At 63.0% G+C, this 22,509-nt stretch carries 21 protein-coding genes; 4 read left to right on the top strand and 17 right to left on the bottom strand.

Annotation, left to right across the window (positions count from 1 at the left end; genetic code table 11):
- Nucleotides 1-20 precede the first annotated feature (20 nt).
- Genes IT430_01875 through IT430_01860 form a run of 4 tightly spaced genes read left to right on the top strand, consistent with a single transcriptional unit; the run spans nt 21 to nt 4,568 of the window.
- Nucleotides 21-1,994 carry a hypothetical protein gene (locus IT430_01875; GenBank protein ID MCC6906665.1) on the top strand — a complete coding sequence of 658 codons (1,974 nt, stop codon included), beginning with the start codon at nt 21-23 and terminating at the stop codon, nt 1,992-1,994.
- A complete protein-coding gene (locus IT430_01870) occupies nt 1,991-2,791 on the top strand; it encodes a hypothetical protein (GenBank protein MCC6906664.1) in 801 nt (266 codons plus the stop codon). The genes IT430_01875 and IT430_01870 overlap by 4 nt, the downstream gene beginning before the upstream one ends.
- Before the next feature lie 2 nt (nt 2,792-2,793).
- A complete protein-coding gene (locus IT430_01865; protein MCC6906663.1) occupies nt 2,794-3,591 on the top strand; it encodes a hypothetical protein in 798 nt (265 codons plus the stop codon).
- Nucleotides 3,588-4,568 carry a hypothetical protein gene (locus IT430_01860; protein ID MCC6906662.1) on the top strand — a complete coding sequence of 327 codons (981 nt, stop codon included), beginning with the start codon at nt 3,588-3,590 and terminating at the stop codon, nt 4,566-4,568. The genes IT430_01865 and IT430_01860 overlap by 4 nt, the downstream gene beginning before the upstream one ends.
- A gap of 300 nt (nt 4,569-4,868) precedes the next feature.
- Here IT430_01860 and IT430_01855 read toward each other — a convergent pair whose 3' ends face one another.
- From IT430_01855 to IT430_01775, 17 genes are all read right to left on the bottom strand, one after another.
- Nucleotides 4,869-6,251, bottom strand: coding sequence for a hypothetical protein (locus tag IT430_01855; protein ID MCC6906661.1), 1,383 nt, complete (start codon nt 6,249-6,251; stop codon nt 4,869-4,871).
- A 41-nt stretch (nt 6,252-6,292) separates the two neighbouring features.
- Complete coding sequence (locus tag IT430_01850; protein MCC6906660.1) at nt 6,293-7,741, bottom strand: SPW repeat protein; 1,449 nt, start codon at nt 7,739-7,741, stop codon at nt 6,293-6,295.
- Nucleotides 7,742-7,782: 41 nt separating this feature from the next.
- On the bottom strand, nt 7,783-8,853 hold the full coding sequence (locus tag IT430_01845) for an NAD(P)-dependent oxidoreductase (protein ID MCC6906659.1): 1,071 nt from the start codon (nt 8,851-8,853) through the stop codon (nt 7,783-7,785).
- A 298-nt stretch (nt 8,854-9,151) separates the two neighbouring features.
- Nucleotides 9,152-9,691: a hypothetical protein gene (locus tag IT430_01840; protein MCC6906658.1), complete on the bottom strand. Its 540-nt coding sequence runs from the start codon at nt 9,689-9,691 to the stop codon at nt 9,152-9,154.
- Between the two features lie 219 nt (nt 9,692-9,910).
- Nucleotides 9,911-10,120 (bottom strand): rhodanese-like domain-containing protein, encoded by a 210-nt coding sequence (locus IT430_01835; protein MCC6906657.1) that lies wholly within the window; start codon nt 10,118-10,120, stop codon nt 9,911-9,913.
- A gap of 36 nt (nt 10,121-10,156) precedes the next feature.
- Nucleotides 10,157-10,948: a hypothetical protein gene (locus IT430_01830; GenBank protein MCC6906656.1), complete on the bottom strand. Its 792-nt coding sequence runs from the start codon at nt 10,946-10,948 to the stop codon at nt 10,157-10,159.
- Nucleotides 10,949-10,973: 25 nt separating this feature from the next.
- Nucleotides 10,974-11,744, bottom strand: a complete 771-nt coding sequence (locus IT430_01825; GenBank protein ID MCC6906655.1) for a hypothetical protein — start codon at nt 11,742-11,744, stop codon at nt 10,974-10,976.
- The gene (locus IT430_01820; GenBank protein MCC6906654.1) at nt 11,741-12,514 is read right to left on the bottom strand and encodes a hypothetical protein; all 774 of its coding nucleotides are present in this window, start codon (nt 12,512-12,514) and stop codon (nt 11,741-11,743) included. Before IT430_01820 ends, IT430_01825 begins: the two co-directional genes overlap by 4 nt.
- Before the next feature lie 2 nt (nt 12,515-12,516).
- Entirely contained in the window at nt 12,517-14,256 is a 1,740-nt protein-coding gene (locus IT430_01815; protein ID MCC6906653.1) for a 2Fe-2S iron-sulfur cluster binding domain-containing protein, read from the bottom strand.
- Nucleotides 14,253-14,657 (bottom strand): hypothetical protein, encoded by a 405-nt coding sequence (locus tag IT430_01810; protein MCC6906652.1) that lies wholly within the window; start codon nt 14,655-14,657, stop codon nt 14,253-14,255. Before IT430_01810 ends, IT430_01815 begins: the two co-directional genes overlap by 4 nt.
- A gap of 11 nt (nt 14,658-14,668) precedes the next feature.
- Nucleotides 14,669-14,968, bottom strand: coding sequence for a glycogen-binding domain-containing protein (locus IT430_01805; protein MCC6906651.1), 300 nt, complete (start codon nt 14,966-14,968; stop codon nt 14,669-14,671).
- A gap of 38 nt (nt 14,969-15,006) precedes the next feature.
- Complete coding sequence (locus tag IT430_01800) at nt 15,007-16,005, bottom strand: periplasmic heavy metal sensor (protein ID MCC6906650.1); 999 nt, start codon at nt 16,003-16,005, stop codon at nt 15,007-15,009.
- Between the two features lie 383 nt (nt 16,006-16,388).
- On the bottom strand, nt 16,389-18,494 hold the full coding sequence (locus tag IT430_01795; GenBank protein MCC6906649.1) for a copper-translocating P-type ATPase: 2,106 nt from the start codon (nt 18,492-18,494) through the stop codon (nt 16,389-16,391).
- Between the two features lie 2 nt (nt 18,495-18,496).
- Entirely contained in the window at nt 18,497-18,775 is a 279-nt protein-coding gene (locus IT430_01790; protein MCC6906648.1) for a hypothetical protein, read from the bottom strand.
- Nucleotides 18,776-18,980: 205 nt separating this feature from the next.
- Nucleotides 18,981-20,480, bottom strand: a complete 1,500-nt coding sequence (locus IT430_01785; protein MCC6906647.1) for a serine/threonine-protein phosphatase — start codon at nt 20,478-20,480, stop codon at nt 18,981-18,983.
- Nucleotides 20,481-20,719: 239 nt separating this feature from the next.
- Nucleotides 20,720-20,953, bottom strand: a complete 234-nt coding sequence (locus IT430_01780) for a heavy-metal-associated domain-containing protein (GenBank protein MCC6906646.1) — start codon at nt 20,951-20,953, stop codon at nt 20,720-20,722.
- Nucleotides 20,950-22,500 carry a multicopper oxidase domain-containing protein gene (locus IT430_01775; protein ID MCC6906645.1) on the bottom strand — a complete coding sequence of 517 codons (1,551 nt, stop codon included), beginning with the start codon at nt 22,498-22,500 and terminating at the stop codon, nt 20,950-20,952. Before IT430_01775 ends, IT430_01780 begins: the two co-directional genes overlap by 4 nt.
- Nucleotides 22,501-22,509: the final 9 nt, after the last annotated feature.

Below are 22,509 nucleotides of genomic sequence, written 5' to 3'. Positions count from 1 at the left end.
CACGAAAGGTGGCGTAGTCGATGGCCAACACCCAGGGCATCCGCGCCGGAAAGGCCTTCGTCGAGATCGGCGGCGACGATTCGCGCCTGCTCCGCGCCCTCAAGCGCGCCCAGCAGCGCCTCAAGGCCTTCGGCGCTGGTGTGCGCCAACTGGGCCTGCGCGCCGTCGCCGCGTCGGCCGCGATACTCGCGCCACTCGCCGGGGCGACGAAGATATTCGCCTCCGCCGGCGATCAACTCGACAAAATGGCCGCCCGGACCGGCGTGAGTGTCGAAGCGCTGAGCCAACTCGGATTCGCCGCCGAGCAGTCCGGTGCCGACATCGAGACACTTGAGAACGGCATCCGCGTGATGCAACGCACAATCAACGATGCCCAACGCGGCCTCTCGACCGCGACCGACGCCTTCGCCGACCTCGGCCTCAATGTCGAACACCTCGCGGCACTCTCGCCCGAAGAGCAGTTCCAGACGATCGCCGATGCGATTGCCAGTGTCGAAGACCCGTCGAAGCGCGCCGCGCTGGCGATGCAGGTTCTCGGAAAGTCCGGCACCAAACTTCTGCCACTCCTGGGCAACATCCGCCAACTTCGCACCCAGTCTGGCAGCCTCGGTCTGACGATCTCGACCAAGGACGCCTCCAGCGCGGCGCTCCTTACCGACACGCTGAACATCCTCTGGCGCACCGTGCGTGTCGGAGCCTTCGTCATCGGCTCGGCCCTGGCGCCGACGATCATCGATATGAGCAATCGCATCACCCGCATCATCATCGCCGCAAACGAGTGGATCAAGGCGAACCGCGACACTGTTGTGTGGGTGGCCAGGGTCGGCGTGGCCGTGGGCGGTGTGGGCGGGATTCTCATCGCGACTGGACTGGCATTCACACTTCTGGCTATCGCCGTCGGTGGCCTGGCCGGCGCACTGGGCCTCGCGGCCGCGGTCATCGCCAAGGTGGGTGTGGTCCTCGCCGCGATCCTCTCGCCGATTGGGCTGCTCATCACCGCCGCCGCGTTGCTCGGCGGCACTGTGGTTGCATGGTCCGGCGCGGGTGGCGCAGCGCTCGACTGGCTGCGCGGCCGCTTCGACCAACTCGGCACCTTCGTCGGCACCGTCATCGGCGGCATTCGCGACGCCATCGCCGGCGGCGACATCGCACTTGCCGCGCGCGTGCTGTGGGCGGGTCTGCGTGTCGCATGGGAACAGGGCATTGCACCCCTGCGCCAGGCATGGATCGGCTTCAGCGCCGGCTTCCAGCGAGCGGCCATCATCGCCTTCTCCGGGGTCCGCAAGGCATGGATCGAGGTCCGCGACTGGTTCGAACGCAACTTCCCCGACTTCACCGCCGGCCTCGCCAAGGGCTGGGCGAATCTCGCCGCGGGCGTGCAGCGCATCTGGGCCCGGGTGACGAACTGGCTCGCTGACCGTTTCACCGAGGTGATGGGTCTGCTCGATGAGTCGCTTGATGTCGAGGCCGCCAAGGCACTCAATCGCCAGGAACTCGACGCCGATCTCGGCGGCATCGAATCGCAGCGCAAGGATGCGATCGACGAAGCCGAGCGCCGCCGCAATCGCACCGATGCCGAGCGTGAGCAGGAGAAGGAGTCGGCGCTCAATGCCGTCGATGCCCAGCGAGCCGAGGCGCTGGCCGATCTCGACGAGCAGACCACCGAGCGTGTCCGCCAGGCCGAGGAAGCGCTAGCCCGCACGAAAGAGGAACTCGAGGCAGCGCTCGCGGCCGCACGCGAGCGTCGTGAGGAAACGCTGGCAGATGGGCAGGATCCGGCATCACTCTCCCTCCAGCGTCTGGCCGACCTCGGCGATCAACTCGATGCGCTCGCCAGTCGCGTCAGTGTGCGCGGCACTTTCGACGCCTCGGCCGTGCGCGGCCTCGCCGCGGGCGATGACTCTGCCGAACGCACCGCGCGTGCCACCGAGCAGACCGCACGACACACCAAGCGCCTCGTCGAGGCGTCCAGCAAGGGGCTCGCCTTCGGATGAGCACGGAAGTTCAGGAACGCGGGATCAGCAGAACCTCCACCAGCGGCCGGAGCCCATCCACCGAGCGCCTGTACTGGGTGCGCGGCACGAGCGATGATCTCGAAGCCCTTACCGCGCTCGAAGCCGAGGCTCCGTCGTTCCACGGCGGCCTGCCGCTCTATCAGGTGCGCGTCGAGGAGGCCGGGCCCGATCTCTACGACGGCACCGTCACCTACCAGGTCGATTCCTCGACCGACCCACCCGACACTGGCGAGAGCACCTTTACGTTCGAGACCGGCGGCGGCAATGAGCACATCACCCAGTCCCACGCGACGATCAGTTCCCACGCCCCGCCCGGCAAGACCGCGCCGGACTTCAAAGGCGCCATCGGCGTCACGGCCGACAGCGTCGAGGGCGTGGACATCGTCGTGCCCGTCTACCAGTTCACCGAGACGCACTACCTCGACGACAGTCTGGTGACGCCCACATATAAAGGTACGCTCTTCGCCCTCACCGGCCGTGTAAACGACGCCCCATTCAAGGGCTTCAACGCGGGCGAGTGCCTCTTCCTCGGCGTGAGCGGCTCCAAACGCGGCCAGGGCGACTGGGAACTGACCTTCCGCTTCGCCTCGCGCCCTAATCGAACCGGCCTGAGCATCGGCGACATTACCGGCATCGACAAGAAGGGCTGGGAGTACCTTTGGGTGCGCTACGCCGAGGCGGAGGACGCCGGCGCCGGCGCGATTGTGAAGCGCCCGGTCGCGGCCTACGTCGAGCGTGTCTACGAGAGCGGCGACTTCACGGCATTGGGGATCTGACCATGAGCGGCGACTCCCTGCGCAAAGTGAAGACCGGCGACCCGCTGCGCATCCCCGCAGGGGCCTACAACGCCTTCGTCGATGCGGCGATCGATCATCGCCGCCGCCAGCATGAGGAAACCCGCGAGCCCCAGCGCCTGCGGCGCGACAGTGACATCATCTTGGTGCGCAACGACAGCGGATCGACCGTGTCGCGATTCGGCATCCTCGGCCTCGACGCGCCGATCGTCGCCCCCGGCAGCGCGATGGAAATCGAACGCATCGCCTTCATCGGCGTCACACCGACATCCGGCCACGCGGGCCGGTTCGCCGTCCTGCTGGAGACGGCGGCCGCCGGCGCCATCGTCCGCGCCGCGGTCGGCGGCGTCGTGCCCGTTACGATCAACGTCAACGACGCCAATCACAACTACGTCGATGTGGTTCCCGGATCGACGACACGTCTCCAGACGGCGCACAGCGGCGCGGCTCACATCCTCTGGCGTGAGCCGAGCGTTTCGCTGGGGATCGCAGCGGTCGTGCGCCTGCCCTCCATCGCGGGCGTCAGTTGCCTGGGCGACTGTCTCGAATTCGACGAAGATGGGTGCCCGGCCTTCGATCTGGACACCGCCAGCCAAGTGGTCGCCACCGTGGTCACAGGCGGCTCGCTCTCCATCGTCGCCGGCACGCCCAAGAAACTCCGCCTCACGCTGACCCGCGCGACCGTCACCTTCGATCGCAACGCCTGCGGCGTACTCGTCGGCGTCTCGTCGAGCGGCGCTTCCTCCGTCACTTCCGATCTCAACCTCGATGAGTGTCCATGATGGCGCTGGTGCTTGGACCATCAGGCAATCTCCTCCTCGCGCCCAGCGGCAACCTGGCGTACTCACTCAACTGCTGCTGCGACCTGTGCGACTGCTGCGAGGAGATCATTTGCGGACAGGACACCGTCCACCTGCCCGCGTGCGGCGAGTTCCCGGTGCGCTACATCGGCTTCACGGCCGACCTGAACATCACGCCGTGCCAGAACACCTGCATCCAGTGCGGCAGTCCGCACAAGGCCGTCGGCCTGGGCACGAACGCCAACATCTCCCGCACCGGCAAGAAACTCGCCTGCGCCTCGACCGACCTGAATGATGTGCTCATCCCCTCGCCGGAGAATCTCTGCAATCACGCGAGCCGCTGCCGCGTGTGGCAGAGTTGCGCCCTGCCGACCGACACCGTCACCGGCCTCCAGATCGCGCGCTACACCGACATCGGCGTCTTCAACTGCACCGGCAACTTCAACTTTTACAACACCGGGACGCTGCTCATCAACCTGGCGTACGACCATGCCAACCTGCGCTTCATCCTTGCAATCTGGCTGGGCGCCGGCGCGGGCGGTGAGGCGACGGGCCTGCTCTTCCTCGGCACCAGCGCCTTCGATGCCCGCAACCTCTCATCCTACAGCGCCTTCCCCCTGACCTTCACCAACGCCCTCGGCTCATGCAACTGCCCCTGCCCCGGCGGCCTGGTCCAACGAATCTTCGCCACCGGCGGGACAGTAACGCTCCACTTGCACGAGACCTGCCAGGAGGAGTGCCCGACCTCGTTGAACGGCGGAGGTGATGAGCCACAGGCACCATCAACATCAACGGCCATCTCGACTCCGCCGCCGCTCCCCACGGTAGCCAGCCCACGCGAACCCACCGCCACCTCCGGCCCGCCCATCCCCCCACACCGCTTCGCCGACGCGACGGTGCTGGACCTCGCCGACACACACGAAGAGCGCCGTTGCCGGTGCAGACGGCACGTCCCGTGAAATCGCATTGCCCCGTCTCCCTCTCCGCCTCAGCAGCGGGGGAACAACCTCGTTCACGGAGAGCCCCTTCCCAAATGTGCGCAACTTGACGGATACTACCGGGCAATTCGCCTTTGCCTCGTGTCCGAACCGCCCCCCTCTGGCTGCGTGAATCCAGATCACGAGCATCGCGATGCCCTCACTTCGGCTGGTGCTGCTGATAGGTCGGCTCGGTCGGCTGCGATGTCGGAGGTTGTAGCGCTTTCGGGGGCCATTCCGGGCGTTGGGGGAGGTGGGCGGTGCCAAGCCCACGAGCTTGATTCACGCCATGACCCCAGCCACCAAGTACAGAATGGCTGCGATTCCAGCGGCCGCGAAGTTATACGGGGCCGCGTAGCGCAAGTACTCGGCGTGGTCCGCGTGGGCAATGTTCGACGACATGTTCGTCATCCCCGCGACAGGTGAAGTGACGTCGCCAAACGTGCCTCCGGTGATGACGGCGGCAACGCAGAGGGGAACACTGGCATCGACAGACACCGCCAGGGGAATCGCAAAGGGCATGATGAGCGACGCGGCCCCCCATCCTGAGCCAATGAAGTAGGTGACGGAAGCCGAGAGAATGAAGATCGTCACCGCCATGCTCCAGACAGGCAGGGAACTCCCCACAAGCTCTTGAATGAACAGGTTCATCCCGAGCTCCTGTGAAACGGCGGCCAAAGGCCAGGCGACGGCCAGGATCACCAGGGTCGGCATGATCTCGTTGCCACCAGAGATAACGTCGGAGACCATCTCCTTGATGGCGTAGTTCTGAAACGCATAGAAGACAGCCGTCACGAAGATCGAGATGAAGAGCGCGACGAGCATCGCCCTGTTCGGCTCGGCGTTCGTGAAGAACCAAAAGAAGAAGATGCTCAGTCCAATGACCGTCAGCATCGGCAAGACGAGATTAACGATTCGCGGCTCGATCACGGGCGGCGTCGCATCCATCGCCATGGGTGTCTTGGCAGGCGCCGCGTGAGCCGCCGATGCCTTGGGGCTTTTGTCTTCTTTTCGGAATGTGTAGAACACCGAGAGAAAGGTGATCGCGATGACGACAAGGCTGAAGAACTCAAGCGGAATGGCTCTAAGCCAGATTGAGTAGGCGCTCGTCTGGTCGCTGACTCCTGCGCTCTTCAAACCGAGTGCGATGATCGCCACGTTGAACCCCACGTACGTGGTCGCAATTGGAATGAGTTCGACGACAGGGCTTGCCGTGTTGTTGAGCATAAAGGCAAGTCGCGCGCTGGCGATCCCGTTCTTCTCCGCGAGCGGCCGCGTTATCGACCCGGCTCCGACGATCCGGAAGCCGCAATCGATGAAGGTCACCGGAATGAGCGCCCACAGGAGATAGAAGACGCCCTTCTTACTCGCCACGTGGTTTCCTGCGAGGGTAGAAAACGCTTGGATGCCGCCCGATTTCTTCATGATGCCCATCAAGCCGCTGAACAAATACAGGAAGAGGAGCACCTGAAGGCTGTCCTCATCCGTGAGTGTGCTGACAATCTGATCCACAGCCGTTTCAAAGCCGCCGGTGATCCGCCGGTCGAGCAGATAGCCACCCAGCAGCAGGCCAGCGAGCAGCGACGGTATGATTCGCTTGAACCAGACCGCGAGCGCAATCGTGAGAAGCGGGGGCAAGACCGAGAGCCATGTCATGTTGGTCATTCAAATCCTCTAATGAATTGACGAGCTACTGTCGCGCGTCATCAAACCATGTATCGGTTCCAACTCCCGTAACGTTCCCGAACTTCTCCGCGACGGAGGCTGAGCAGGATCAGGGCGGCGCCGACGATGATGGCGTTCCAGCGCGCGCCGGCGCCGGCGCCGGACAGGAACCACGGCGCCGCCGCCACCCACAAAGCCATCACGACGTTCAGGAATCGCACGCTGCGCGCGACTTCGCCGAAGGCGATGACCGACCAGGTAACGATCAGTGCGCCGACGACGTGATGGCTGTGCGCCGCGGCGTCGCTCACGCCCAGGACGCTCGGGGTGAACATCAGCCACACGCCCAGCGCCGCGCTGGCGATCATGTTCCAGGGGACATTGTCCAGGTTCATTGCCCTGATGACCTCGCTCGCCGCCGACCGGGAACGATCCGATGGCTTCATCGCACCGCCGCCGGTCGCGTTGCCGCTGTCGAGCGTTCCGCCGAGCCAGAACGTCCGCCACAACGGCTTGCCTTCGCGGCGGGCGCCGAGGAGGAACTGAAGCATTGCGATCACCTCGTCCAGGGCCGGCGAGATCATGACCAGCATCGCCGCCGCCGTAATCAGGCAGAGCATGCACCACGCGCCGACGGCCACCGGCTGGAGGATGATCAGCACGATGCTGACGATTCCAAGCGGAATGACCAGCGCGCCGAACATTGCCACCATCCAGGGCATGGTGCGCCAGCGGTCTCGGCCGCCCATGAACCCCGAAAGCGCTTCGATCAGGTACGCCGCCGCGCCCAGCCCCGCGTCGGAGATGGGGAACATCTTCGAGACCTCCGAATCCAGCACCTTTCGTGTGCCTTCTCCTCCAGCGAAGAACGGATCCCACGCATGATTGATGTAGCCGAGTTGATAGGCCGCGAGGTAGCGCGAGATGAAGAAGCCCACCAGCGCCAGCGCGATGATCGGTCCGCGCTGAAGCCACGTCGAAGGGTTGTAGCTCCACCCCGGCGGAATCTGCGGGCCCGGCGTCGTCATCAACTTGTGGTGGGCCTTGCCCGGCATCATCGGAATGAGCACGGAGAAAGCGATAACCAGAGCGCCGATCAGCGTGTCGTTTGCGTAGCCGGCCGCATCAGGCGACCAGAAGACCAGCGGGGCGAAGAGCAGCCAGAGGCCCGTGAAGCAGATGCCCCACCGCGCCAGGTCGAGGCGCGGCCAGAGCGTCATCACGCCCAGAAGGGCGATGATCGCGCCGCTGATGATGTCGCTCCAGGTCATCGCCGCGCTGCGATAGCCGAAGGTGAATGGCGCGGTGAGCAGCCACAGCCCGAGGATGATGTTGGCGAAGTCCCGCCAGACCCATTGGGCGAGCATGTCGCGCATCATCGTCGCGTGATCGTGCTCGCCGCCCACCTCACTATGATGGGTCGGAATCTCACCCTGTGGCGCGTGGGTATCGTGTCCTCGCGGCGCGGCTTGGCCATGATTTGATTCCATTGGCGTTCTCCGATTGGTCGCGAGCGAGCGGACCGGCGCCATCAAGACTTTCCGGTGAGATCGTTCTCGCGATAAAAGCCGTCTGGGTCGGTTTTGAGCGCGGCGACCATCTTGGGAATCGTCTCGCGCAGGCTCCGCCGCGGGGACCAGTCGAGCAGGTTGCGGGCGCGGGTGATGTCCAGCGCGTAGTGGTCGTTGGCGCGGTCGATCATCCACGACTTGATGAACGGGTTGGCGCCGGGGAGTTTCCCCATCACCCACGTGCCGGCCTTGGCCAGCGGCGCGAGCACGCCGGGGACCTGGAGCGTCTCCCACTCCTCGCCGTGGATCAGGCGGGAGAAGGTGTGCTGGAGCTCGTCGTAACTGAGCGGCTCGGGCTCGCCCAGCAGGATCGGCACTTCCGGCGGCAGTGCGGCGCGGCGCTCGACCGTGAGCGCGATGGCGTCCACCAGATCGTCCATGTGCAGGAACGATTGGCCGTGCGACGTGCTGCCGGAATAGATGCGGCTGGTGAACTGCCGCTCGCTGATGCGCTGCATCTGGTGGGCCAGCGGGATCGAGTGGCACTGGTCGTCGTACACGCCGGCGATGCGCAGCAGCACGGCGGGCACCTGGCCGCGCTCGGCGTGGATGAGCTGCTCGGTGCGGACTTTCGATTCCGGGTACGCCCACGTCGGCTCGATCGGCCAGTCTTCGTTGATGAACTGTCCCGGCTCGGCCGGGCGATGCACGAGCATCGTGCTGGAGAAGACGAACTGTTCGACGCGCAAGCCGGCGTCGCGCAGCCCGCGCAGCAGGCGCCCCGTGCCGCGCACCGTGATCTCGTCGTATTTCGTGCTCGGCTCACCGAAGAAATCGTAGTAGGCGGCCAGGTGGATCACCGAGACGACGCGCGTCCCGTGATGCTCGCGGACGGCGCGCAGCCCTTCTCGCACGCTCTCGTCCGACGTGATCTCGACGGGGATGTGCGTGCATCCGGGCGGCGGCGGACCAGGCGCCTTGCGGTCGAAGCCGACCACATCGCTGAAGCGCCCGACGAATCGCCGCATGACGGCATCGCCGATCCTCCCGTTGGAGCCCGTCACGATGACGATACCTTTTTCCTTTGTCATAGATGCTCTCCCTGCCGTGCCGCCAGCGACGCGAACACAGACCGGAAAACGGGACGGGTACCTGTCCCGCTTTCTCCTGTCCCGTTGTTACCCTCGGTCTTGTCAGTGGATAATGTGCTCAACATCGGTTTGCTTTCATGGTTAAACGTTCACTTCGCAGGCAGCTTGTGAACTCAGGATTTCTTGTTGGACATTTTGGCAATGATGACCACCAGCAGGACGACCACCAGAATGCCGATCGTCCACCAAATCCACATCCCTCCGCCCATCCAGCCATTCATCCATCCGTTTGAATGATTCATTGCAAATCTCCTTTCGTTGTGCCGCGCACAGCCCACCATCTGGAAACCCAGAAAGCGAGCGGAGGCAGCAGTGTCATTCGCAGCAGCGGCCACAGGACAGCGCCAAGCCCGCGTACTCCGGGCATGCGCTCCGTGTAAGACCATCGTCCGGCGGCCAGCGCCGCATAAACCAACCCCCAAAGGGCCGCCGTGGCGTTAATGTCCCAGCGGCCGTGCAGGCCCCAGCCCAGATCACCAGCGGCGAGCGCGCCCGCCGCGTAAATGCCCAAGATATTTCCCACATCTCCCACCGCCGCACGCGTGCAAGGACCGAGCGTGCTGGTCAAGGAATGTCCCGCTGTTTCGACGAAGGCAGACATCTGCGCCATTTCCCAGATGTCGTTCAAAACGACACTCGCCAATACGGTGGCCGCAAAGAACCGGCCCAACCGCCGCCAAGGCAGGCTGGAGTGGGCATCGGTTGTGCTCATTCCGCCGCTTCCAGCTTGGTTGGCGTGGAGATTGTGCTGCGGTGTGTTGTGGCGTTCAGCAGTCATTCGTGTTCCTGTTAATGTTCTTTGACGGGAGAGCCCGCCGATTCATCTTCCCTGTCCGTCATCCCCGTCATCATCCGGCATCGCGATATGTCGCCGTTCACGATGCGGAACTGATACTTGTTGCCGCGCGATGACGATACCGTTTGCCGTTCTCATAGATGCGCTCCGTACCGTGCCGCCACCGAAGGTTTGCCATCGTACGTTTTCATCCCTCGACCGTCACCATTTTCCGTCGGCTTCGCCCGCGCCACTACCGTTCCGGCCGCTCATGGCCGTTTGTGGATCGAGCCGGTCAAGCGGCATCGACCTCGCGCCTTCGGCATGGACCTCACGACACTCGACTGGCGTTCGCACATCAATCACGTCCACGGATGCGCGTTCGTTGCGTAAAGCCAGCAGTTCGCTGGCGGTTATCGAGTTGACATTCATGCATCACCTCGTTGCAAGCCTGGCCCGTTCGATCCTTCATTCACGGTCAACCGAACTGAGTGTCCAAACCAGGCAGGTTGCTGCCCTCGCGGATACTTCTGCCGCATGAGCGCCTCGACGTCCTGCATTGAGCCATCCGCAGCCACCCAGCCGTGATCGAGATCGGGAAAGTCGATGTGGCAATTTCTCGCACTTCTTGCCGTCGTAGAAGCGTATCGGGCACCAGAACGATTCGACATTGCGGAGCATTTCGCCGCCCAGGGCATATACGCCGGTCATCCAGTCGCAGTACAGGCACCAGATCAGATCATGGCCAATCAAGCCGTCGAACTTCTGACGACTGATGTTCACCCAATCGCCGTGGCGGTAACGCGGAAATCCCAGCAGCCAGATCAACGCAGGGTATGCGATGATCTCGGTCAGGCGAATCGGCCAGAGAACTGGCAGCCCGATCAACGTGACGATCAACGCCGCATGGTTCCGCCAACGGCCGTAATGTCGACTGATGTAGCCCACCAGTCTTGCGCTCCCACGACCGCGACGATGCACGAGTTCGTGCAGTGCAATCCATGAGTAGAGCGCGACGACTTGTCCAAGCATGGTCCCAGCCACGGCGGCCCAGCCGCCGGCAATTCCAGCGATGATCCACGGAATCCATGTCAGCGCCGCCACGATGACATCAAGCCAGGGCGCGCGTGCGCCCCACCAGATCCCGGCGCCACCCTTCGATACGGCGCGCGGTAAATACGTCAGCGCCAACGCCAACAGAAACAGCGCCGCCCATGCTACGCCAACAGCGATGACAAGTGTGCGAACGGATTCATTCATGTGGATTCACCGGTATCGTGTTTCTCTAGTGGTGCTTGTACCAACCGACTCCCTTGATGTCGTTCCACGAATTGATCTGGTGACAGAGAAAGCACTGCGATACGTCCGCGTGCGCAATACCAGCGACTGTCATTGAGACCATCTGGAAGTGCATCATGTAATGGCTTGGCGGCGCTTGGTGGCACTGGGCGCAGTCGGTCGAGAGCGCTGATGGATGGCGGAACTCTGGGATCGTCCACGCCGTCGTCGTGCTCGTGCCGTGGCAGGAGGCGCAATCTGTTCCAAACAACATGCGGTGAGGATCCTGGTTTGAGTGGCACGCAGCGCAATCGAGTAGTGTTTCCTCCGGCCGAATGCGCGGGTGGCCAGCTGGGAGCGACGACACCTTCACTCCTCCAAAAGCAAGGTTGAACTTCGAGCGGCTCATGCCGATGCGCGCCAGCACCATGTGATCCATCAATACCGGCCGGTGCGCCGCTCCGCCATGTTCGATGTGACATCCGCGACAATCCGTAACATTCGCGTGAAAGGCAGTCGTCTGCTGGGATAACAACAGCTCGTTGCTCGCATGGCAGACGATGCACCTGTCAGCGGTTACTCCACGGTGAGGGGTGTGACACGCTTCACAGTTCGTTTCAAGAAACGCGTGCTTGGCAGAGAGATCGCCGGGACTCACCATCGCTTGCCATGTCGAAACGGCCGTCGATCCTCGCTTGTGCATGACTGCGGGGATGCCGATCGCAGCGGCAAGAGCGCCGATCGTTACAACACCATAGATGAGCGGCAGCGGTGTCATTGCGGGACGAGCCACCGGATTCCGAAATACCACTCGGACCAGATGTGCAGCACCAGAAGCGTGTAGAGGATTATCGCGATGACGATGTGGCACGCGAGCCACTTGCCGAACGCGTCCTTGGCTGCTTGCTGCGTGCGGATCGCGTACTCCATGTCGGCGATGGACTCCGACAGCGACACGGCCTTCGCGACCGGGTCGAGCGACTCCCCGGATAGTCCGCCGCCCCTCGATGAAACAAAGAACGGAGCCGCGAGGCGTCCGAAGACGCTCGACCTTCGGCGGATGCGCACGACAGCCTCAGGATTCACGACGAGATCAGATGCCAGAGCGTCATACTGTTTCTGGAGGGCTGTGAGCGTGACTTGCTTCTCGCGGATGTCAGTCAAAACGCGGCCCATGAGGTACCGGCCGACGAAGCCGCTCACGACAACGATGAGCATCATCAGCGTCAGCGCGATCCCCACCGTGCTGTTGAACTTGTGGCTGCTGTGAAGGATGGCCAGGATCGGCCCGACGATCCCCGCGTAGATGTGGATCGCCAGCAGCGTACGCATCGAGACGTGCGACACGATCCTTCGCTTCAGGAACGGAATCCGCTTGATGAACAGGTACAGCAGCGGCACGAACATCAAGGCCGCGGCCGAGATGCCGAGGATGCCGCCCGCCAGGCTTCCGGCGAATCGCTCATCGCGATGGAACACGAAACCCGCCGCCAGCACCAGCAGCAGGACGACCAGACAACTCACGATGACGCGCTCACGCTCCTGCATGTTCAGGCTTCCACCTCCAAGCTTTCGCCACCGAACGCCTTGGCTTGACATGCGAGGATGATGCCGCGGGTTTTGTCCGCGGGCGGCAGACCTTCCTCGACGGCCATTGTGACCGCGCCCTTGCGGAGTTTGACCTTGCAGGCCCCGCAGGTGCCGACGCGGCAGGAGTAGTCGATCGAAACTCCGACGTGCTCGGCGGCTTCCAAGACGCTCATGTCTGCTGGTAGTTGCGCGGTCTTGCCGGAGATTGTGAAGAGCACGCTTGGCACTTCTGGGGCATCCGGATCCGCTTGCGCCACGGCGGCCTCAAACGCGATCTGGCGCTCGTGCGGCCTTTGACCCGGTGGCGGACCGAAGCCCTCGGACATGATGCTCGCTGCAGCCACCCCGAGTTCGAGCAGCATCGCACGCGTGACGTCCATCATCGGCGCAGGGCCGCAAAGGTGAACGCGCCGGCTGGCAATGTCCGGTACTGACTGTGAGATCAATTCTTTGGTGAATCGGCCGCGCAAGCCGGTCCACTCAGTTCCGTCAGCCCCAGTCACTGTGGCAACGACATGAAGGTTCGCGTGGCGGCGGTGCAAGTGTTCAAGTTCGGCGCCGAAGGCAAACTGATCGGGCGTACGACATGAGAAGAGCAGGTAAATGTCCTTGGGCCACGCCCGATCGGTGAGGTAACGAATCACGCTCATCAGGGGCGTGATCCCCACGCCGGCGCCGATCAGCACGATGCTCTCGGCTTCCTTGCCGGTGAACGTTAAATAGCCCTGCGGCGCAGACACTTGGAGAAGCGTCCCCTCGCGGACTTCATCGCAGAGATACCGTGAGACGAATCCCTGTTCCTCACGCTTCACGGTAATCTCGATGTAATCGCGCTGCGCTGGCGACGATGCGATCGTGTACGAACGCTTGACGGTCCTGCCGTCTCGGGCGACCGTGAGGGTCAGGAATTGTCCGGGGAGGAAGGTAAACGGGATTGGGCCGCCGACGGGTTCGAGCAGGCGGAAGGTCTTGATGGATGGCGTTTCGGCGAAGATCCGTGCCACGCGGAGGGAGCCGCCCCACGGACCGCGCGGCGCCTCGGTGAGACGCCGCAGCAGCGTCGAGGCGCGGCGCATCTTCAAGAAGTACATGGCGATCATTGCCAGCGCAAAGCCGATGAGAATCACCATGAGTGCGAGGTGCGCCGCCGAGAGGCCGAGGAGGGACCATTGTTCCGCGGGCGCCGGTGATCCGGGCAGGTTCATCTGCGACCTGAACCAGTTCATGGCGATGGTTCGTCCGTCCTGATTCTCGGAGAGCGCGCGGTGCGCGGCGAGGCCACTGTCGAATCGCGCCATCCCTTCGCGCAGCAGCGCGACCGCCTCTTGCATCGCTTGGTAATCGTCCGTCGGAGCAGCACGCACTAGTCGATCAAGTCCCTCGGCCATCAACACGGTGCCACTCTTCATGCGGTCGTGGGCTGCCGCTTTCACTTCCGCCCGCTTCTCCGGCGGCAGGCCCGAAAGCTCCATGAGCGTCGGGTAGAGCTCCTTGGGCGGGGGAGCACCCATCCCCTGCATCATCTCGGCCATGCCTTCCATCCCCCCCGCCCCACCGGACGGAACGCCAACCTCGGTGGGGCTGTCCTGACCTGGATGATGGCTGGCGTGCTCGTCCTGAGTGACCTGAGCGCCCAGCAGGATCGTGAACGTGAGGGCGATCACCGTCGCAAGCGTCGATGAGAAGTGCGGTCGAATCATTTGTCCTTGGCTCCCAACGACTCCCGATACGCACGCCGAACGACTTCGTCGCGCTGCCACTTGCGGAAGTTGGCGACACTCACTAGGCGGCCCGCGACGATCCCGACGATGAAGTACACGCCGATCATGGCGTACTGGTCCGCGTTACCGAGTCCCGACCCTCGCCAGGACCACAGGAGGTGAGCGAGGTAAAGCACGCCAGCCGCCAGTGCTGCCAGGACACCTCCGCGCGTTCCGAACGTAACCGCGCCGACCAGGATGGGCATGAAAAACAATCCGGCGAGCAGGATGTGCAGTCCATGCAGGGCGTGCGTCCGTGTGCCCACCAGAAAGTGCAGCAAAGCGATGGCCGCCGTCCAGAGGATGACGCGACGAAGTTGGAACCGCCGTTGTTCGTCCACAGGGTGAATCCTCAGTGGATCTCGAGCACGCGGTTCATCGTGCCAAACGAGTTGCGCACGCACTTGGGGCAGCCTTCGTGCGGCCCATCGCAACCGAACTCACAACACCACTCGCCATCGATGATGAACTTGAATTCGTGGCGGCCCGGCTTCAGATCAATGCTCGCAGACCACTCACCGGATCGACTTCGCTTCATGGGCTGGCCCTTCCAGGCGTTGAACGAGCCGGCGATGAGAACCTCCCTCGATCGAGGGGCGGCCACGGTGAAGGTGTGGGACCGAATCTTGGTTGATTGAACAGTCTTGGTCATGGGGAGTCTCCCGTCTTTCGAAGTGCACTGGGTTTGGTTCACATGTCGTCCATACCGCCGCCCTGGGTCGCGGCCGGCGCTCGCGGAGAGGTCGGGACCGAAGATGTTGGCGCTGGCGGAAGCATCCCGGTGAGTTGCTGGCGCTGTTCATCGGTGAGCAGGCGCGCAGCCTCGCCCACCGCACGGATGAACGCCAGCCGCTGTTCGCCCTGCTTCCGCGCGACCTCCTGCACCTTCTGCTCAATCGCCACGGCATCGGGCTGATCGGCGGCGGTCAGCAGCCAAAGTTCCTGCTCGGCCTGCTCGATCATCCGCTGCAACTCGGCCTGACGGAGCAGAGTCTGCTCCTTCTGCTGGTTAAGCGCAGTCCGCTGCTCAAGCGTCAGTGTGATATGCTCCGTGTGATCGAGGAAGAAGCCGGTGGCGCCAATGTGGTAGATATGCGATGCGCCAGGGAAGCCGGGGAGTGCCGAGGGCATGTTCATGATCGCAGGACTGCCAGCGCCGCCCATAGGCATCTCACCCATGCCCATCATCTTCATCATCTGGTCCATCCTGCCTCCCACTCCAGAGGCGCCGCCGGACGTCCCACTGCCCATCGTCTTCATGTCCATATCCGACCTGCCCATGCCACCGCCGGCCATCCCCGGCGGCCCGGATTTGCCTGACATCCCGCCGACACCGCCAGCCGTCGCCAGCGCCGGCGCCTCTCCCATCGGACCCTTGCCCATACGACGCTGCATCTCATTTTGAGCGGGAGGCGGCGACATCCCCTGCGACGAAGCATGGCCCTGCGACAGTGCGGCCTGCAATTTGGCAATCTCGCCACGCAGTGCAGCGAGCTGATCAATCAAATCCTTCATGGAAGGCTCGACCAGAGGCGCATCCGGTTTCGCAGCGTCAGCGTGCTGAGCATGCTGCGAATGTGTGGCGTCGGCCGAAGGCGTCGATTGCGCCAGCGTGCCCGAGATTCTCCCTGTGGAGGCCAGCAACGAGGCCACGATGGCGAGAATTCTTGAAGTCCGTGTACGTGTCATGATAATGTTCCTTTCGTAGAATGGAGAATTGCTTCATGCGCGCGAGTGGTTTTTGCGCGCGCGGCCCTTTCACACATGATCAGGAATCCGAAACCGGAACCCCTGAACTCCAAAGCCTGGAGTCCATCCCAGTGACTGCGGAGATACGCCTGAGATCCCCAACGTGGAAGGGGTCGCGATGCGCGGGAGCGTGCGAACTGAACGCAACGAGATAGACGCGCCAATTGGCGCACTGCCTCGCGCTTTCCACGTGACGATACGGTGCTCCCGGAGGGGCAATGACCGTTCATGCGCTGGGATGCTCGAACGAATGTAACTGCGGTATCCATTGGAACTCCTTTCTGTGCGTATGCAGAGTCCGGGTCGTCTCCTCCAAACCAAAGTCAATCCAAGCGTTCCACGCGAAGGAAACGGGCATTGATAGCCACAACCACGGTCGACAGTGACATCAGTGCCGCTCCGACAGCCGGGGAGAGCACAATGCCCATTCCGCTGAGCACGCCTGCGGCAAGCGGGATTGCAAACGCGTTGTAGCCCGTCGCCCACCAGAGGTTCTGGACCATCTTGCGATAGGTCGCTCGTGCGAGTTCGACGACGGCGGTTACATCACGCGGGTCAGAGCGAACGAGCACGATGTCGGCCGACTCGATGGCCACATCTGTTCCCGCACCCACCGCGATGCCGACATCCGCCTGGGTGAGCGCGGGCGCATCGTTGACCCCATCGCCGGTCATTGCGACCACCAGGCCGCGCGATTGGATTTCTTTGATCTTTGACGCCTTCTGATCCGGCAGAACCTCGGCGAAATACTCGTCTAATCCAAGTTCACCTGATACCCACTTCGCGACCGCCTTTGCATCGCCGGTCAGCATCATGACCTGGATTCCCATCTCCTTGAGTCGACTCAGGGCTTCGCGCGACTCAGGCCGGATGATGTCTGCTAGCGCGATGGCCCCCTCGACGCTGTCATCGATGACCAAATAAACGACGGTCTTGCCCTCCTCGGCGACCTTGACGATGCGATCATCTTTGACAGTGAGGTTGTTTTCCCTCAGGTAGCCTGGACTGACGATCTTGAGTCGTGTCCCGTCAACCAGCGCCTCTGCGCCTTTGCCGGCGATGGCCTTGAACTCCTGAGGTGCGCTGTACTTCAGGCCGCGCTCTTCCGCGCCCCGCACGACACCTTCGCCGATCGGGTGCTCGGACTGACTTTCGAGGCCCGCAGCAAGGGTGAGCAGTTCATCCGTCGATCGGCGCCCGACCGAAATGACGTCCGTTACGCCGAAGCGTCCCTCGGTGAGTGTGCCTGTCTTGTCAAAGACGATGGCATTGAGGTCACGCGCCCGTTCAAATGCGCTTCGGTCGCGAATGAGCAGCCCGTTGCGGGCCGCGATGGCCGTGGATACCGACACCACGAGAGGTACGGCCAGCCCCAGCGCGTGCGGACATGCGATGACCATGACCGTCACAGTCCTCTCCAGCGCAAAGTCAAAGGGCTTGCCCAGTAGCGTCCAAGTCACCATCGTGACGGCACCGACGGAAATCGCGATGATCGTCAGCCACAACGCGGCTCGGTTTGCAAGGTCCTGCGTCCGGGACTTGGACTCCTGCGCCTGGCGGACCATCTCGACGACCTGCGAGAGGTACGTCTGATCGCCGGTTTTTTGCACTTCGACGATGAGCGAGGCTTCGCCGTTGATGGCTCCGCCGATGACCTGATCGCCCTCACCCTTCTCGACCGGCGTGCTCTCGCCGGTCAGCATGGACTCGTTGACAGTCGAGCGACCCTCGACGACTACGCCGTCCGTGGGAATCTTCTCGCCGGGCTTGATGAGCGTTCTGTCTCCATGCGCGAGACTAATGACCTTTACGTCGCGCGTGTTGCCATCCTCCATCACGAGGTGCGCTTCAGAGGGCATCAGGCGGACAAGCGTCTCCAGCGCCGCCGAGGCGCCCATGACTGAACGCATCTCGATCCAGTGACCGAGCAGCATAATGTCGATAAGCGTTGCCAGTTCCCAGAAGAACACCTCGCCTTTCAGCCCGAACACCACGGCACTCGAGTAGAAGTACGCGACCGAGATGGCCAGGGCAATCAGCGTCATCATGCCGGGCATTCGATGGCGCAACTCGACGAACAGACCCTTAAGGAACGGCCAGCCGCCATAGAAGTAGACAATCGAGCCCAGAGCGAACTGGAGGTACGCATCGCCGGAGAAGCGCAGAATCTCCGCCAGCCCCAACCAGCGCTGAATCATGGGGGCCAGGGCGACGACCGGGACCGTGAGGACCAGGGAGATCCAGAACCGCCGGCGGAAGTCGGCCACCATGTGCGCGTGGTGGCTGCGGTGATCGTGCCCGCTCTCGCCCTCAGCCTCAGGATGGGTGTGCTCCTCCTGGCGTGCAGGCGAAGTGTGTGCGGCACCCTGGCGTTCCGAGCGCTCTTGATCCTCGTTGCGGGCTGGTTGGTGTCGACCGTGCTCGTGCATGTTCATCTCCACAGTCGCACACTGATGTTGTAGAGCGCCGCCACCATCGCGCCGAAGAGCCAGCCGAGAATAGTGATCTCGACCACGCCGATCGCCGCCTCCCACCATGGCATGTCCCAGCGCATGATGGGCTCGACATTCCAGCCGTGCAGGATGCTATTGAAGAACCGGACCACGGCATCGTGGGGCGATGTGAGCATCACAAAGACGCAGCCGATGTAGAACAGGCCGCACGCGGATCCCAGGGCGAAACCTGCCCGCCTGACGTCAATGGCTTTCATGCGAGCGACCTCCTTGCGAAGTGGGTTGAGCATCATCGCCATGTGCGTGCCCGCGCATCATGAACAGGTGGCACGCAAACATCAGCACGATCACAAGAAACAAAGCGGCTCCCCCGCCGAGTCCGAAAAGGGGCAAGAGGAAAATCACGAGCAAGGGCAAAAGGCATCCGAGCAGATGAACGAGAGAGTGCCTCATGGGTGCGCCTCAATTCTGAGAATCGATCGTGAACGCTACGATGGTCATATCATCTGCGCGGCGGGCAGATCGACGGTGGCGCTCCACATCATCACAGATCTGCGTGACCAATTGTTCTGGCGTGTGCGAGGAAGAGGCGGCAATCAGTTCGACAAGCCTGGGCCGGCCGTAAAGGTCGCCGTTCTCATTCATCGCTTCCGACACCCCATCGGAGACCAGAACGATGGTGTCGCCGGCCATCATGGGCACCGTGGCATCCTGACAATCCGCATCGTCACACATGCCCAACAGAGTTCCCGTCGATCGCAGTTCCATCACCTGGCCAACGTGTCGGCGAATGTAGCAGGTCTCGTGACCCGCGCTCGCATAGGTGGCGGCATCCCTCGCCGCGCTGATGCGAACGACAATCATGGAGACAAAGTCATCGGGAAGACTCGCGTCGAGATAGCGGGCATTCATCTGGTTCAGCAGGTCCGCCGGCGTCCGCCTTGACAGGTCGAGTGAGAGCAGTAGCGCCTTGACCATGGCGGCGCCCATCGCGGCGGCAATGCCGTGACCGGAGACATCCGCCAGGCAAATCAGCACCGAGCCGTCGTCGAGATCCATGATCTCGGCAAAGTCGCCCGCAACTTCGTCGGCCGGCTGGAATGCCGTGGCGGACCAACGGTGACAATTGGCGTTCTTGCCCGACATGAGGTGATTTTGAAGTTGTCGAGCGCGGCTGAGTTGACGCTGACGGTCTCTCTCGCGCCGGGCGAGTTCGCGGCTCATGGCGGAGACTTCGTTTGCCAGGTAGGTCAGTTCGGCGCTCCCGCCCGTATTCAAGGACAATCCGAATTCGCCGCGACCAACTCCGCGCACGAATGTCGTCAGATCGCGAATCGGCGCGTTGACCAAACGAAGGAGCAACAGATTAATCAGTCCGGCGCCGACGAGGGCCGATGCGGCAATGATCGATGCTCGAAGCACCGCCTCACGTTGCGTCCTGCGAACGGCCCCCGATGTCCGCTCCGAAACAGCCACTTGCACGTCGTTCAAGGACGCCTGACCGACCACTCTTGACTCGCCTTCCGCAACGTCGGGATCGTGGGATTCTCCATGCAAAGACGGATGAGATAGCAGCAAACGATCTCCGAGACGCACCTCGATCGAGTGGCCGGGAGATTCTGTTTGGTCCATCGCGGTGCAAACGGCATCGATGTGACGCTGAACTGCGCCTGGGCCAACCTGCTCAAGCGGTTCAATCGCTACGGCAATCGCCCTCGCCTCATCCGAAAGCGAGGCAATCTTGGCATGAATGGCGGAGCGCACGCCCTGTCGGTAATCGAGGCAGAGAAACGTGATCAACCCCGTGCCGACAATCAGGTTGACCACGAGGAGCAGTTGTGTCCGCAGCGTCCGCCGCCCGAACCACTCCGCGATCCTGCGGAGGGGCGGGTGCTTCGGCGCGTGCCCCGCCGACCGAATGACGGTCGAAGGCCTGACTCGAAGGGTCGCTGCGTCGTCCATGCTTCAGGTGCTCCTCAGGAGGTGTCAACCTGTATTACCAACTCCATCGCGAGCGAGTTCCTGCTGCGTCGCCGGGCTCGCTACGGTGCCGGGTGGGTGCCAGTACATTCCGCCTCCGCCCATGCCGCCCATCATTTGGTCCATCATGCTCGTCCTCGCGGCCATCAACATCAGGCGGATGTAGTGAGTGTCGTTCTGACGATGTGCGCTGCTCTGTGGCGAGTCCGCGTGTTGCTTCGTCATCGGCGTATCTCCTGCTGACCGCCGGGCGCAATGTTGGCCCTGTAGCCGATGTTGTTGACGGTAGCGGCCAGCGATTCCGGCGTAACGGCGCTGGCGTGCATGACAATCGCGCGCTTGTTTTCCAGGCTGACCTGCACACCCTCAACGCCTTTCACGTGCCGCAGAGCTCCTTCGACGTTGCCAGCGCAGCCGGCGCAGCGCATGCCTTCGATCACAAGTGTTGTTCTCATCGCCCACCTCCATCGTGACTGCCATGATTGCGGTGACTCTCGGACGGCGTGTGCAGCCGTCCAGGATCTGCCTGTGGCCACGACCGCATCGCCTCGGCAGTCGCTCTGGGCGCAGTGCTCCCGTCGTTCGCCACGCTGTTCTGTCGGAGTGCTTCGGCCGCAGCGAGCGAAGCGAGCGTGCCCGGCGGATCGGCGTACCAGCCGGGATCCTCGTCGTAGTTCGAGAGGGTTTCTCGCACCTTGAGGATCGTGAACATCCCGCCCATCGTGATCTCGTCCTTGGGACCGATCGCGCCGAGCATCGGAATGCTGTTGTCGGGAACCTTCATGCCCATGGTGCCCATGTCACCCATGCCCGTCTGTCCCATCGCCATGTAGTCGGGGAGGAGGTTGCGAACCTGCTTGTCCAAGCCACGGGTATCGACCCCGATCATGTTTGGCAGCCCCTCTCCCATCTGGTTCATGAGGTGATGGGTCATGTGACAGTGCATGGCCCAGTCGCCCGGGTTGTCAGCCGTGAACTCGACGGTGCGGGTGCTTCCGACGGGAAGGAGCACCGTGGTCTCGGGCCACTGTCCGGCATCGGGGATCGTGCCGCCATCAGTCTCGGTGATCATGAAGTAGTACCCATGCAGATGGATCGGATGGTGGCTCATTGCGCTGAGATTGCCGATGCGAATGCGAATCCGGTCCCCACGCTTGGCGATCAGCGGTTGCGTGCCCGGGAACGCCTTGGCGTTGAAGGTCAGGATGTTGAAGTCGGTCATTTCGTTCGGGTCGGGCCGCTTGGCGCCGACGTCGATCTTCCACTCGTGCAGTAAGAGGACAAAGTCCCGGTCAGGGCGAGGGCCCTTGGGATTGCGCGGGTGGATGACAAACATGCCGGTCAGGCCCAGGCCCATCTGGGTCATCTCATCGTGGTGGCTGTGGTACATGAGCGTGCCATGCTGCACGAGCGTGAACTCGTACATGAACGTTTCGCCCGGCAGGATCGCCTTCTGCGAGAGTCCTCCGACGCCGTCCATGCCGCTGGGCAGGAGCACGCCGTGCCAGTGGATCGTGGTGGGAGCGGTGAGCTTGTTGGTGACAAAGATGCGAACACGGTCGCCCTCGACCACCTCGATCACCGGCCCGTGGACGCCTCCGTTGTACCCCCAGCACGTCGCCTTAAGCCCGGGCGCGAACTCGTGCTCGACCTCCTCCGCGACGAGGTGAAAGACCTTGACGCCGTCCACCACCTTGTACGGGAGTGTCCAGCCGTTGGGGACGACGACCGGCGTGTAGTCCTTCCCTGGTTCGCCGGGCGGAAAGTGCTCGTGGCCGGGCGGCACGTTTTCGCGCGCCGGGTTGTCCTCCTTGGACTTGAAGTCTTTGTCGGGCTGGGGTGGGGCCGGCTCCGATTGGTTGGGGTCGGGCTGTGGCGGCTGTGCGCCGGCTCGCCCGGCGAGGAGCATCGCGCTGCCCGCCAATGCGCTCGTGGCGAGCACGTCGCGGCGCGTCAAAGTGCGTTGCGTGTGTCCTGCGTCTGCGGTTATCTTGGTGCTCATGGGGGAGCC

It is taken from the genome of Phycisphaerales bacterium, from assembly GCA_020852515.1.
Classification (GTDB): Bacteria; Planctomycetota; Phycisphaerae; order Phycisphaerales; family UBA5793; genus UBA5793.
The sequence above is the reverse complement of the archived record's forward strand: the minus strand, read 5'-3'. Positions and strand labels throughout refer to the sequence as shown.

Excerpts from the sequence above, each read along its gene's own strand:
- IT430_01875 (MCC6906665.1), top strand. The coding sequence starts at position 21 with ATGGCCAACACCCAGGGCATCCGCGCCGGAAAGGCCTTCGTCGAGATC.
- IT430_01870 (MCC6906664.1), top strand. The coding sequence starts at position 1,991 with ATGAGCACGGAAGTTCAGGAACGCGGGATCAGCAGAACCTCCACCAGC.
- IT430_01865 (MCC6906663.1), top strand. The coding sequence starts at position 2,794 with ATGAGCGGCGACTCCCTGCGCAAAGTGAAGACCGGCGACCCGCTGCGC.
- IT430_01860 (MCC6906662.1), top strand. The coding sequence starts at position 3,588 with ATGATGGCGCTGGTGCTTGGACCATCAGGCAATCTCCTCCTCGCGCCC.
- IT430_01855 (MCC6906661.1), bottom strand. The coding sequence starts at position 6,251 with ATGACCAACATGACATGGCTCTCGGTCTTGCCCCCGCTTCTCACGATT.
- IT430_01850 (MCC6906660.1), bottom strand. The coding sequence starts at position 7,741 with ATGGAATCAAATCATGGCCAAGCCGCGCCGCGAGGACACGATACCCAC.
- IT430_01845 (MCC6906659.1), bottom strand. The coding sequence starts at position 8,853 with ATGACAAAGGAAAAAGGTATCGTCATCGTGACGGGCTCCAACGGGAGG.
- IT430_01840 (MCC6906658.1), bottom strand. The coding sequence starts at position 9,691 with ATGACTGCTGAACGCCACAACACACCGCAGCACAATCTCCACGCCAAC.
- IT430_01835 (MCC6906657.1), bottom strand. The coding sequence starts at position 10,120 with ATGAATGTCAACTCGATAACCGCCAGCGAACTGCTGGCTTTACGCAAC.
- IT430_01830 (MCC6906656.1), bottom strand. The coding sequence starts at position 10,948 with ATGAATGAATCCGTTCGCACACTTGTCATCGCTGTTGGCGTAGCATGG.
- IT430_01825 (MCC6906655.1), bottom strand. The coding sequence starts at position 11,744 with ATGACACCGCTGCCGCTCATCTATGGTGTTGTAACGATCGGCGCTCTT.
- IT430_01820 (MCC6906654.1), bottom strand. The coding sequence starts at position 12,514 with ATGCAGGAGCGTGAGCGCGTCATCGTGAGTTGTCTGGTCGTCCTGCTG.
- IT430_01815 (MCC6906653.1), bottom strand. The coding sequence starts at position 14,256 with ATGATTCGACCGCACTTCTCATCGACGCTTGCGACGGTGATCGCCCTC.
- IT430_01805 (MCC6906651.1), bottom strand. The coding sequence starts at position 14,968 with ATGACCAAGACTGTTCAATCAACCAAGATTCGGTCCCACACCTTCACC.
- IT430_01800 (MCC6906650.1), bottom strand. The coding sequence starts at position 16,005 with ATGACACGTACACGGACTTCAAGAATTCTCGCCATCGTGGCCTCGTTG.
- IT430_01795 (MCC6906649.1), bottom strand. The coding sequence starts at position 18,494 with ATGCACGAGCACGGTCGACACCAACCAGCCCGCAACGAGGATCAAGAG.
- IT430_01790 (MCC6906648.1), bottom strand. The coding sequence starts at position 18,775 with ATGAAAGCCATTGACGTCAGGCGGGCAGGTTTCGCCCTGGGATCCGCG.
- IT430_01785 (MCC6906647.1), bottom strand. The coding sequence starts at position 20,480 with ATGGACGACGCAGCGACCCTTCGAGTCAGGCCTTCGACCGTCATTCGG.
- IT430_01780 (MCC6906646.1), bottom strand. The coding sequence starts at position 20,953 with ATGAGAACAACACTTGTGATCGAAGGCATGCGCTGCGCCGGCTGCGCT.
- IT430_01775 (MCC6906645.1), bottom strand. The coding sequence starts at position 22,500 with ATGAGCACCAAGATAACCGCAGACGCAGGACACACGCAACGCACTTTG.